Below are 12,146 nucleotides of genomic sequence, written 5' to 3' on the forward strand. Positions count from 1 at the left end.
AATATACCATTTTATGGATAGTATTACAAATTGTATTTAATTAGATTATTATTAGACATCTCATTGTGTTTATCCCCATAGAAAAAAACTACAATTAGCTATATGTATATTGATGCAAAAATGAAGCTGCGCGCTAATTTTTTTAGTGCGGCAGCCCCGTCCTTTAACTACCTTCAATTAGGGATTTATAACAGAAAACGAACTATATCAGGAGCTTCTTTTATCATAGATAGATATCCAGTTTTTAGCTCAGTGTTTTGATTTATATAACCCTGCATACAGGTAAATAGCAGCATTCTTCGATAGTTTATGTCAGTAAGCGCCAGCCTTGCAATCATGTGCTCTTGTTGCATATGGCTTTTTATTTCATAGGGAATTCGTATGATTTTCAACAAAACAAAAAACACCGGATACGACCTATTAGGACAGCCGTATCCGGTATATCTGCATTAAATTTAAATTTAGTTTTATATTTCCTGTATCATTTCCCAAGGTACAATCTTACGAATTCTGATCGAACACAATACGGTGATCAGGGAAGCCCACATAACAATTCCGGCTATAATTCCAACCATATAAACGATACTGATATTCATACTGCATTTTTTAATGCCAAAGGCACTAAGACACAGGATAAAAGACGGACTCACTCCAAACCATGCCACTACACAGCCTATGACTGTCCCAAGGAATACCACCGGAATATAACTCATTACGGTCTGCATTATCAACTGTCCTGTTGTAAATCCCATTGCTTTATATATCCCCTGCTGCTTCCTGTCACGGACCAGTTGTATTTTAATTAATAAAAACATAACCAGAGCAATTACCAGAATAACAACCGTCAGCATTACCACACATAGAATATTCATTACTGCAGTAATCGAGTCCATTGAAGCAGATATATAATCCTGATAATTTGTTACCATAACCTCTTCACCGGTTAACTTTTCTTTTAAATCTGTTATTAATGAATCTATATTAGCATTGTTTTCCGTGTAAATATATAAGCTGGATAGTATACTATGTGGATTTAACCGCTGTATGCCTTCTTTTGTAAGCATAGCTTTCCTGCCCAAATGACTAATCCCTTGGCTTTGGCCAACCAATAGATAATCTTTACGTTCTCCGTTCATTTCCAGATAAACAATATCACCGATCGAGATACCCAGTTTATTAGACATTACCGTCGACAGCATGATTTCATTATCATATTTTGGTCTTCTTCCCTCTACCACATTATCAACTCTAAGATTATCCGTATTCTCATAAACATCAAAGTTTACAGTAACCTCCTTATCACCTTTTTTGCAGATAATGTCATCTGACGTATATTGAAGGATTTGCTTTATACCCTTTACCGATGCAGCCTTCTGCTTTACTTCTTTGACTGCATCCTCTAAGGTATTTGCATCTTTATTAACCAGATCAACCGTGATATCCGGTACTTCAAAGCCTGCTATTTCTATCAGTTTATTCTCCTTAAGAGCAAGGTTCTGATAAATACTGACCGCTTCATTGGCACAAAATGTAAGCACGATAATAATAAAACATACGGCTATATTTTTCTTTTTGTTATAGAATAAACTCTTAAGTCCAAGTGCAAAATCAATAGGTATAGCCGCTGCTTCCAGCTGCATTTGGTTTTTTCTGAAATTATGTGTATTTACTCCATTACGTAACGCATCAAGAGGCGTAATTTTCTTAAACTTCCTTGAGCATACTAAACTCGCAATAAGTATCAGAAGTACTGTAATTGCAATGCTTAAGAAACCACTTAGAACATCAGCCCCCATACTCCAGCGCAATCCGATGGATGAGGATAAAATTCCGCCGATGAGTTTAGACGAACAACTAGCACCTAATAAACCGGCACAAATTCCAAATGCACTGATAATCATGAATTCCATTACAGTTGCCCCAATCATCTGCCGTCCGGTATAACCAGAGGCTTCCAGTATACCTATGTTTTTCATATTCATTTCTATGGAATTGCTGATGTTAAAATGAACAATGACCACTGATATTAATATCAGTAAGATTGCGAATACCGTCAATACAGCCATAAAAATATTAGCAGTAATACTAGCACCGTATTTCATGGAATTATAATTTCCAGACCAGTTAATTAAATTCTGAAAATTCGGAATTGCTTCATTCAACTCCTGATTCAAATTTTCCTCGAATTTTTCCGTATCACTGCCTTCTTTTAAGTCTGCACGATAGAACCTACCGGCATTTTCGAAATCTGAGGAAAATGTATTAAAATATTGCGAGGAAATGAAGCATTTTTCTATTGATATATTCGTTGGTGTGGAAAACATGACATCTTCCGTAAACCCGTATATCTCAAAGGAATAGGTCTGGTTGTTATATACCAGTTTTATAATATCCCCGGTTTTATATCCCATTCCCACCTTCATATAATAAGGCAGAATTATGGAATCTTCTTTCCACTCCTTTCCTTGATCCATTAACTCAATGGTAGCAAGTTTTCTATCGGTATCCTTATTAAGAAAAATATAATCCAACTGATCTGCATCCTTTTCTGAGTCCCTGCCGTTATAAAATTTCGTACCGGATGCATAAATGGCTTTTTCACTTTCCAGATAAGCAGTCTCTTTCTTACCTTTAATAATGTCATTTATTTCTTTTGTAGAGGTACTGGTTGTAAATAAGAAATAATCTGCTCCATTGGTAGCTGCATTCCTATTATCTATTACCTCTCCCAGATTGGAGAGTACAGAGATTCCGGTATATAAAAGAAGGACCGCTAATGCTATCAGAAGAAATAATATAAATGCATTGCCTTTTTTCTTCTTAATATTGTCCTTAGCAATTAATAAGAGTCCCATTCTACCACCCCATTTCAATTAAGAAACTACGCAATTTCTCATGCCTATTTTCATCTTCTGAAACATAGTTTCCAAGGTCGGCCTCATCCAGAATAACTCCGTCTTTTAAGTACAGAACACGGTTTCCACGTCTGGCTGCTTTCATATCATGGGTAACCATAATAATGGTCTGCCCTGATTCATTAAGACCCGTAAGTATATCCAGAACATTAGCCGTATTGGTAGAATTTAATGCTCCTGTGGGTTCATCAGCAAAGAGAATCGTGGGATTATTTATAATGCCCCTTACCAGTGCTACTCTTTGAGCTTCTCCGCCGGAAAGCTGGGTCGGATATTTATTATAAACTTCTTCTGTCAAGCCGGACCTATTTAACAGCTCCTTCGCTCTTTCTGCAATTGCCCTCCTGTCTTTACTCACTAATAAGCCGTTTACCATAATATTATCCATAACACTCATGGTATCATTTAAGAAATTCTGCTGGAATACGAAGCCGCAATTCTTTCTGCGGAATACAGCCAGCTTATCATTGGAATATCTCGATATTTCCTCGCCATTCACACCTACACTTCCTAACGTCGGACGGTCCATTCCGGATAAGGCATATAGTAAGGTGCTTTTACCCGAACCGGAATTCCCCATAATAACCGCAAAATCTCCGGGATGGATGGAAATATTCAAATTCTTTAATACATGCTGCTGGACACGGTCATTTGAAAAAGTTTTACATAAATCTTTTGCTATCAGTACACTTTCCATCAATACTACCTCTTGTAACCACAGATTAGACTGCGGTATTGCCACGAATATAATGAGTGAAAGAATTAACTAGTGGCTACCTTTCTTTCGAATATTTCTTTCACTCCTCCGGTCATCATATAGAAAAAATAAAGCCATGATTTTCTCAACCATGACTTAATTATAAATCGCTTTCTAAAAAAAATCTTAACCTGAATCCAGTCTAATTCTTAACCAATCCTTAAATCTGCTATACTTTACGTAAAAACAGATTCACTACCAAACCATTCTCATTATAGAATTCAATGGTACCTTTCATATGTTCCATAAAATAGTTAGCCAAAAACAAACCAAGTCCTGCCCCACTCTTACCCTTACCGTTGCTACCGCGGTAATACTTTTCTGTGATAAGGGGCAATTCCTCTTCCAGTACTCCGTCCCCGAAATCTCTGATTTCAACAACAATGCCTTCTGCTAATTCCTTAAAAGACACCTCTATTACCGTGCCTGCATATTTATAGGAATTATTTATGATGTTATCAATCACCTGTTTTAAGCGTAGTTTATCCATATAAATCAGGCATTCCGGCATGGTATTCATTATCCTGATCTTCTCATAATACTGTAATTCTTCAAACATATCAAGAATTAACATAGATGCTTCTTCCAAGGCTTCCACTTTAAGATTTTCCAATTCTTCCAGGGTTGCATGAAACATGTTTCCTATGAGCTGATCAATCATATCTGCCTTTTGCTCAATAATACCTGCCTTTTCCAGAATATCTTTTTTCTCTGATTCATTTTCTCTCATGAGTGCTTTCATTTTCATTACTTCGCAAGTGGCTTTTATCGTAGCGATGGGGGTTTTCATATCATGAGATAATTCCGCCACAAGTTCTTTTTTGCTTCGATTGGCTTTGTACTCATTTTCTCTTGCAGTCTTTAACTCTTCCCGCATCAGATCAAAACTTTCCGTAAATGCGCCGAAATAATTCCCTTTGTATATGGACAGAGGCGCATCCAAATTGCCTTTTGCAACATTCACCGCAAACTGCTGCAACTTTTTAAAGGGTCGGATATAAAAATAATATATAACGCCAAGCATCAGATATCCAATTAACAACATGCAGGCACCGGCCTGTATCATACGATATGTAAGGACGTGACGCAGGGAATCAAACAAATCCCTTTCACCGGAAAATACGATTTTGCCAAGAAGTTTATCACCGGCTTCATAATCAAATAAGATTTTATTCTCATTGACTGCCTTAATTACCTTGCTTTCATAGTCGATATCTGTCTTCAGATAAATCTCACAATGATAGGATTCTTCCAGTTCCTCTTTATCTGTTCCACCCATGAGTCCTGAAACAATCTGCTTATAGCTTGCATTTAATCCGGTAATATCTACAGTATTGTAGGCTTCATTATGAATTATGCTTACTGTCATTCCCATAAATACTGCGGATAAAATTGCAAAAATAACCGTAAGGTATCTTATTTTCATAGCTCTAACATATATCCGGTTCCCCAAATGGTTTTTATCATCTGCGGTTCGTTCGGATTCTCCTCAATCTTTTCTCTTAACCTTCTTATATGTACATTCAGCGTACCGTCACTGTAATAAGAATCACCCCAGACTTTATTAAACAGCTGCTCTTTTGTTACAATCATATTCTTATTTTCAAACAGATACTGGAATAATTTGAATTCTTTGGCTTTTAACTGGACTTCCTTTCCTTTTATATGCACACGCATGGTACTTTCATCCATAAAACTTTCGCCCTTTTTATTGATTTCTCCAGTATTTTTATTTACCATGCGCTTAATAATTACCTTAACTTTTGCAAGAAGTACGCTTAACGAATACGGTTTTTTAATATAATCGTCCCCGCCGATATTTAACGCGATTAATATATCATCATCGCTCTGCCTTGCGCTGATAAATAGTATGGGAATTTCCGATTCCTGGCGGATTTTCTTACAGATACTAAACCCGCTCTCATCACTAAGATTGATATCCATTAATAATACGTCAACCTGATTCTCTTTTAAAAATTTTTCGCATTCTGCTGCTGTTTCTACAGAAGCACAGGAGATATCAAACATCTCAAAATATTCACATGTCATTTTTGACAGATCGACTTCATCATCTACGATTAAACAATTATAATGCATGGAATACCTCCCTTTACTAATATGGCTGATTTGAACTTATCCTGCTTTCCTTGTTCCTTCCTAACCTGCTGCTTTTAATATAATACCATAATTCGTACGCTTATTAAAAGTGGTTATTTAGATTATATGTATTTATAGGAAGTATCTTTGACATTATTTATTCACTAATTTAGCTTCTTTGTCTATCCTTTCCCATTCCTCGTTCAAAAGCCTCATGATTTCTTTGGAGGTTTCTAATTCCCCTATTTCTTCAATCCTTTTCACCAAGGCTCTGGCTGCAATCCGCTTTAATACCCTGTTTGAGATCATGCCTGTCTCACTGAATAATATGGTCATCATTACGCTGTATAAACCGCTAAAGGTCAGCATGTCACAGTCTTCCAGAGTTTTTAACGGCGCGATTGATTCGATGCTCCTCTGTTCCAAGATACCTTCCCATAGCATGGGGTTTTCATCAATCCATTCCAGGAAACGGATAACTTCTTCTTTGGGGGGTGACTGATTTTGCATAAAAATAACTCCTTTCAATGTGATAATATGAGTTGATTATACACTTTGATAGGAGTTTTATTGTAACTAGATGGTTACAAAGATATTATTTAGTTGTTGTGTTTAACTACTAGTACTTACTTAAAATTATGTATATCTAAACTTATTAAATCGATAAGATTAGAATTGGGTTTACATAGTTCTAAAGATCATTAATTTCTTTTTATCGAATTAATAATATAACTGACTCATACCTCTTTTTCTAAAAATAATTTTAAACTATCAACTACATCCAAATCAGCCGGAAGCCAGTTCACCGAATTCAATTCACTTTTAATAAGCCATTTTGCTGAAGAATGTTCTAAAAGTTTCATTTCACCACTAACACTTCGCAGTGCATTTCAAATGAAAATCAGAATAGTCATAATTAACCGTAGTTAAATATTCCATTATGTTTCTATTTATTATTTTAATTTTTCACATATTTCTTTCCAGAATATACATATAGTACTTTCGTTATCTGTAAGCTGTGCATCAAATACCATATTGTTTAAATTTTGATCAGATATTCCGATTTCTTTTGCTATCTCACTAATAGACTGTCTATAAACTCTTTTTCCATCGCAAACTATTTTCCACTGTCCAGTCCAATTTAAAACTCCGTAACGATCCGTCATGGTTGAATACTTTTCCCGTATCTTCTGTAATCTTTTTTCGTATTCTGCTCCCTCAATAATCATATTAATGTATGCATTGTAATCAGCTTGGCTACTAATAACTATATCCTTTTGTTTTATTAAATCTGCCATTGCTTTCATTTCATCACGAATTGCATTATTAAGATATTTTTTCTTTGTATCATTTAGACTATCGTCAGCATATTTTTTCATAACCTTCAAAATGCTATCCTCTTCTTTTTCTTCTTTTTTTGTTAAGGCCAAAAATTCATTTACCTTTTGAATTATTACTTTTTCATCTAAAAAAAAGTTTTCAAATTCATGCACTGGTAAAACCACAAAGTGTTTATCAAAAAAATCGTTATCCATTTTTCTTATTGCTTCAATATCATCATCATCTCTGGTATCTTTATCAATCATAAAAACAAATTTGGGAGCATATACTAGTTCCTTCACCTTCACTAAACTTTTATATACTTGTATGATTTCTGCACAGTTTGCTAACTCACGAATTCTAATATTATTATTATCACACAATGTCTTTAAATTATCTGACTCTGTTCTTCCTTCTATAAATAATATTCTATCATCCACATAGCTTATACCACATTCTCTCAATATGTCTTCGCACTTATCTTTTTCAATAAGTAACATATTTCCATCATTATCCAGAACGTAATTTTTCCCATCTGAAAAATTGTTATAAATAATATTTTTTGCATGTGTAACTAAAAAAACTTGACCAATAGTTAAGTTATTTACTGATTTTCTTATAATATATTTCAAGAACCCAATAAATTTCCACGCTAATTGTTCATGCAAATGATTTTCTGGTTCATCTATTATTAATATTCCTATCTTCTTAATATAGTTCAAAATCAATAATGTATACCACGTTAACTTTTCACCCGAACTCATATTACGTGTATCATACTTTTCTGAATTTTTCGAAATTAGTATAAATTGGTCTTTCCGCTCTTTTCCAGAAAAATTTGAAATAGTAACATTATCTATCAACTGTTGAAACATTTCTTTGCTATCTGAAAAAAATAAATCCTTTTTAGGTGTCTGGGGATTTATTCGTTGATATAAATATGCATTCATCATAATATTATACATATTCTGATAAATCTGCTTTGACTCAAGAACAAAATTAATGATTGGACTTATTGTTTCTTCGGATATCATACTTATTTTTTGGTAAGTGAAATCATCTTCATAAACATTTTTATCAGCATCTAAATATACAATAATATTAGAAGGATTTTGAAGATTCCAAAAACATCCTAATAACCCCTCATTTGTTCCTTCATCAATAGATATTTTCCATTCCGCAATTCCCTCCTGAATATCTGTTACAGCTAAGGATATATGAACATCGAAAACATCAATATCATTCTCTTTCTGACTTGCAGTAAATTTTTCTACATTCATATTCCACTGAAAATCAGTTTTTGAAAACCTAATGCACATTTTGATTGATGCGCCATTTTTTAAAGCTATATTGTATAGTTCTTTGCTAACTTCTTTCTTCAAGTTTTCTATACTGAATCTACTATTTAACGCATTCGCTTTATGTTCTATTTCATTAACAAAATATGCTTTTTGACACAATACCATACTTTCAAAAATAGTGCTTTTACCAGAACCATTTTTTCCACTAATAGTATTTATCGAAGCCGTATCATCAAAAATATACTCTTGTTCATTATCAAATTTTTTAATGTACTTTAAGCTTATGTTTACAATTCTCATACTAATCCTTTCTACTAGACATACTGTTTATTCATCAAATTCAATTTTCTCTTCAGCAACATTATAGATATTTATTATATTATCGACATTGATTCTTTTAACAAGCCATTCCTTATTAACTGTTAGTGCGCTTCCAGTCATATTAGAGCTACCACCAATGATAATCTTATAAAATTCTTTTAAGGTTTCTTTGTCATTATTCTCTTGTTTAAAGATATAACCTTTGGGCTTACTAACTGGGATACCTTTACTTCTAAGTCTTTCAGCATTTGAAGAAGGGGTGTTAAACACTATTGGTTATAAATGCAACACTTATCATAAACTCAGTACTGTTTCTTAACTCTTCTTCTATAGAGGTGAATACCTTTTTCCTTCTTTATAATCATTTAATACTAATACTAGCTTTGAATTTACTGTCATATCTATAAAGGCTGTTGTTACTCCTTTAATTAACTCATCGTACATATTTTCTCCACTGCTTAAATTATGATAAGCAAATATACAAATATAAGACTTTGACCTATTTTGTTATAATCAGTATAAAAGATGTTAGATTAATATCAAATATTTCCATAAAAAAATCTAAATTATACAATAATGTGTAATAACTACATCAATTAAAATTGTAATATTTTATTATAGTTTTTTACTTAATTATACCTTTAAGTAAAAAATCCTTACCAACATTACGGTGGAGTAAGGATTTTAGATATTGTTATAAATTTACTTTTTCATTTGAACAGTTAATGAATATGCTCCTTTAGCAGGAAAATAATCAGAATAACTATATACGGCTATGTAATAGGTATGATTTCCTTTCAATGTAATGCTTTTTGAGTCTTTCTTAGCTTGATAAGCAGTAATAGTACCTACCCCCTGTGTAACATCATCTTCTCTATAAATTGTTGCAGCAATACTATTGTCACAACTTTTATTAGCAAGAGTTATTGTATAAGAAGCTTTTTTAGAGGTTTTTATTTTAAAATAATCAATATCATTATATACATTAAGATTATAAGTACTCTTCTTATTAAGAGAAAGTTTAACACAATTTTTAAACGTATCAGAAGCATCATCTTTAATTTCTTTAACACATAACTTATAGGTACCTATAGGTTCATCATAATAGTTATTTTTAACGATCAAATAGTATGTATGATTTGGTTTAAGTTTACCTTCATATGCTTTCTTCTCTGCTTTGTAGGCTGAAAACGAATTAATTTCTGTTGTTGAATCATCTTCTGAATATAGAACCGCACTAATTGTATCTGTAGCTTCCGAATTAGATAATTCTATATTATAATATGAATCCCTAGATGTTGTTGTAAATTTAAAATAATCGACATCCCCATCAGCATTAAGATTATAAGCTACTTTTTTGTTTAAGGATAGAGTTTTACTACCTTTAAAATTATCTGGCACATCATCTTTAATTTCTGTAACACTCAATTTATAATTACCTGTTGGTCTTCCATAACCAGGATTCTTTGCTACAACATAGTAAGTATGATTAGCTTCTAATTTTCTAGTATCTTGATCGAGATTTGCTTTACTAGCATATAAATCATAAACTTCAGTTGTTAAGTCAGCTTCCGAATATAGGAATAGACCAATAGAATCAGTTGCTTCTGTATTTCGAAGTTCTACTTTGTAATAAGAATCATTTCCAGTAGTAGTAAATTTATAGTAATTTACATCGTCTTCATTAGCTAGTGTTCCTGTATACATTGTTCCTAACGTTAGTATATCTGCAGTGCTAAAATCTGACATTGCTAATGTATTGGTCGTAAAAAAAGTTACTGATACTACAAAAATTAATAATGTACATATTAATGCTTTACTAAATCCCTTATTCATTGTTAGCTTCCCCTTATAATTTTTCTATTTTTTGTTAATTATAAATATAAGGTAAAATATTGTCAAGTATTGTCATGCAAATTTTTTTGTAACATTTTTTAAGATTGATAATAAAACCTTCATCATAATAAAATAAAAATCTTCCTTTATCGAGTGATTCTTTTGATCTAAGCTATATGCTTTAGCAAAACTCTTATTCGTACCTAAGATTCATACATAAAAAATGTACGCAATCAAATTCCAATGATTTCATATTAATACCTTTCTTTTGTACACTTTACTCCTCTTATTGAAGATGTTTTTCTGTTTCCAAAAACTCCTGCTCTTTTGCAAGTTCTCGCTTAAGTTCTTCCTCCGTCGGCATATATAACTTATATTTCGAAGCAAATATTTGATTGTTATCTTCAGGTAAAGTGTATTTAACAACTGAGTCACTTTTGTCGGCACAGAGAACAATACCAATAGGTAGGTTATCACCCTCATTCATTAATTCTCTTGTATAATAATTTACATACATCTGCATTTGACCGATATCCTGATGAGTTAACTTACCAATTTTCAAATCAATAATAACAAAGCATTTTAAAATATAATTGTAAAATACAAGATCAATATAATAATGCTCTCCATCAAAGGTAATATGTTGTTGCCTTGACACAAATGAAAAGCCTCGTCCAAGCTCCAATAAAAATTTTTGCAAATGGTCAATCAATCCTTGCTCAATATCTTTTTCATAAAGATTAGGTGCCTGCTCTAGTCCTAGAAATTCAAGTACATATGGATCTCGAATGATGTCTTTGGCATCAATACCCTTTTCTAATGTTCGTATTTCATTCCGTACACTATCTTTGTCCTGACTAGATAACAATCTCTGATAATAAAAACTATTTATTTGTCGTTCAAGCTGTCTTGTACTCCAATTTGATTTTGCACATTCATCTAAATAAAATGTGCGAGCTGCATCACTTTCAACCTTTAAAAGCATTCTATAATGAGTCCAGCTCAATTGGTCACGCAGTGCGTGGCGATTTGGAAAAGCCATATAAAATTGACGCATATATTTTAAACTCGTCACAGTATATCCTTTCCCAAATTCTTCTGTTAATTTTTCAGATAAAAACTTCAATAACCCTTTGCCATACTCCGCACGTTCATTTTCGCCTTGTGCTTCATATATCTGCTTACCTATATTCCAATATGTCTCTACCATTACAAAATTAACAGTAGAATATACTTTCTGCTGTGCTTCTTTCAACGTAAGCTTTATATTTTCATAAATTTTGCTCCCAGCTAAATATTCCATAAAATCCTCTCCAATCTTGACTAATTTGCGCTAATATATATTTTTTAATATCTCATTATTTTTGGCAATAATAGCTATCCTGTTTATACTCATGGTAATACGCTTCTCCCATACATTATACCGTCTGTCTATTTATGCATATATTTATTAATCAAAGCATTAATAGCATCCTGAAAATCGACTTTACCCTCCAGGCATTCTCTTATATGTTCTTTATCTGAATCTAAAAGTGGCATATCTTCCATGCTCATAGTAGCGTTTACATTTTCAATTATTGTCTCTGAGTTGCTCATATA

General features: G+C 32.8%; 10 protein-coding genes. All 10 read right to left on the reverse strand.

Translation table 11 applies throughout. From position 1 onward, the window contains the following. Window positions 1-467: 467 nt before the first annotated feature. Entirely contained in the window at window positions 468-2,855 is a 2,388-nt protein-coding gene (locus tag QA584_RS18730; RefSeq protein ID WP_278270622.1) for an ABC transporter permease, read from the reverse strand. A 1-nt stretch (window position 2,856) separates the two neighbouring features. Continuing rightward, window positions 2,857-3,612: an ABC transporter ATP-binding protein gene (locus QA584_RS18735; protein ID WP_278270623.1), complete on the reverse strand. Its 756-nt coding sequence runs from the start codon at window positions 3,610-3,612 to the stop codon at window positions 2,857-2,859. A 229-nt stretch (window positions 3,613-3,841) separates the two neighbouring features. Beyond that, window positions 3,842-5,098 carry a HAMP domain-containing sensor histidine kinase gene (locus QA584_RS18740; RefSeq protein WP_278270624.1) on the reverse strand — a complete coding sequence of 419 codons (1,257 nt, stop codon included), beginning with the start codon at window positions 5,096-5,098 and terminating at the stop codon, window positions 3,842-3,844. Next, the gene (locus tag QA584_RS18745; protein WP_278270625.1) at window positions 5,095-5,769 is read right to left on the reverse strand and encodes a response regulator transcription factor; all 675 of its coding nucleotides are present in this window, start codon (window positions 5,767-5,769) and stop codon (window positions 5,095-5,097) included. Before QA584_RS18745 ends, QA584_RS18740 begins: the two co-directional genes overlap by 4 nt. Window positions 5,770-5,922: 153 nt before the next feature. Next, on the reverse strand, window positions 5,923-6,279 hold the full coding sequence (locus QA584_RS18750) for a hypothetical protein (protein ID WP_278270626.1): 357 nt from the start codon (window positions 6,277-6,279) through the stop codon (window positions 5,923-5,925). 443 nt (window positions 6,280-6,722) lie between these two features. Continuing rightward, window positions 6,723-8,690: an AAA family ATPase gene (locus tag QA584_RS18755; protein ID WP_278270627.1), complete on the reverse strand. Its 1,968-nt coding sequence runs from the start codon at window positions 8,688-8,690 to the stop codon at window positions 6,723-6,725. Window positions 8,691-8,717: 27 nt separating this feature from the next. Further along, window positions 8,718-8,981 carry a hypothetical protein gene (locus QA584_RS18760; RefSeq protein ID WP_278270628.1) on the reverse strand — a complete coding sequence of 88 codons (264 nt, stop codon included), beginning with the start codon at window positions 8,979-8,981 and terminating at the stop codon, window positions 8,718-8,720. 432 nt (window positions 8,982-9,413) lie between these two features. Then, window positions 9,414-10,547 (reverse strand): hypothetical protein, encoded by a 1,134-nt coding sequence (locus QA584_RS18765; RefSeq protein WP_278270629.1) that lies wholly within the window; start codon window positions 10,545-10,547, stop codon window positions 9,414-9,416. A gap of 286 nt (window positions 10,548-10,833) precedes the next feature. Beyond that, window positions 10,834-11,850, reverse strand: coding sequence for a PDDEXK nuclease domain-containing protein (locus tag QA584_RS18770; protein WP_278270630.1), 1,017 nt, complete (start codon window positions 11,848-11,850; stop codon window positions 10,834-10,836). A 128-nt stretch (window positions 11,851-11,978) separates the two neighbouring features. Beyond that, the gene (locus QA584_RS18775; protein ID WP_278270631.1) at window positions 11,979-12,143 is read right to left on the reverse strand and encodes a hypothetical protein; all 165 of its coding nucleotides are present in this window, start codon (window positions 12,141-12,143) and stop codon (window positions 11,979-11,981) included. Window positions 12,144-12,146 lie beyond the last annotated feature (3 nt).

This window comes from Anaerocolumna sp. AGMB13025, assembly GCF_029689925.1.
GTDB lineage: Bacteria > Bacillota > Clostridia > Lachnospirales > Lachnospiraceae > Anaerocolumna.

Excerpts from the sequence above, each read along its gene's own strand:
- QA584_RS18770 (WP_278270630.1), bottom strand. The coding sequence starts at position 11,850 with ATGGAATATTTAGCTGGGAGCAAAATTTATGAAAATATAAAGCTTACG.
- QA584_RS18775 (WP_278270631.1), bottom strand. The coding sequence starts at position 12,143 with ATGAGCAACTCAGAGACAATAATTGAAAATGTAAACGCTACTATGAGC.
- QA584_RS18740 (WP_278270624.1), bottom strand. The coding sequence starts at position 5,098 with ATGAAAATAAGATACCTTACGGTTATTTTTGCAATTTTATCCGCAGTA.
- QA584_RS18730 (WP_278270622.1), bottom strand. The coding sequence starts at position 2,855 with ATGGGACTCTTATTAATTGCTAAGGACAATATTAAGAAGAAAAAAGGC.
- QA584_RS18755 (WP_278270627.1), bottom strand. The coding sequence starts at position 8,690 with ATGAGAATTGTAAACATAAGCTTAAAGTACATTAAAAAATTTGATAAT.
- QA584_RS18735 (WP_278270623.1), bottom strand. The coding sequence starts at position 3,612 with ATGGAAAGTGTACTGATAGCAAAAGATTTATGTAAAACTTTTTCAAAT.
- QA584_RS18750 (WP_278270626.1), bottom strand. The coding sequence starts at position 6,279 with ATGCAAAATCAGTCACCCCCCAAAGAAGAAGTTATCCGTTTCCTGGAA.
- QA584_RS18745 (WP_278270625.1), bottom strand. The coding sequence starts at position 5,769 with ATGCATTATAATTGTTTAATCGTAGATGATGAAGTCGATCTGTCAAAA.
- QA584_RS18765 (WP_278270629.1), bottom strand. The coding sequence starts at position 10,547 with ATGAATAAGGGATTTAGTAAAGCATTAATATGTACATTATTAATTTTT.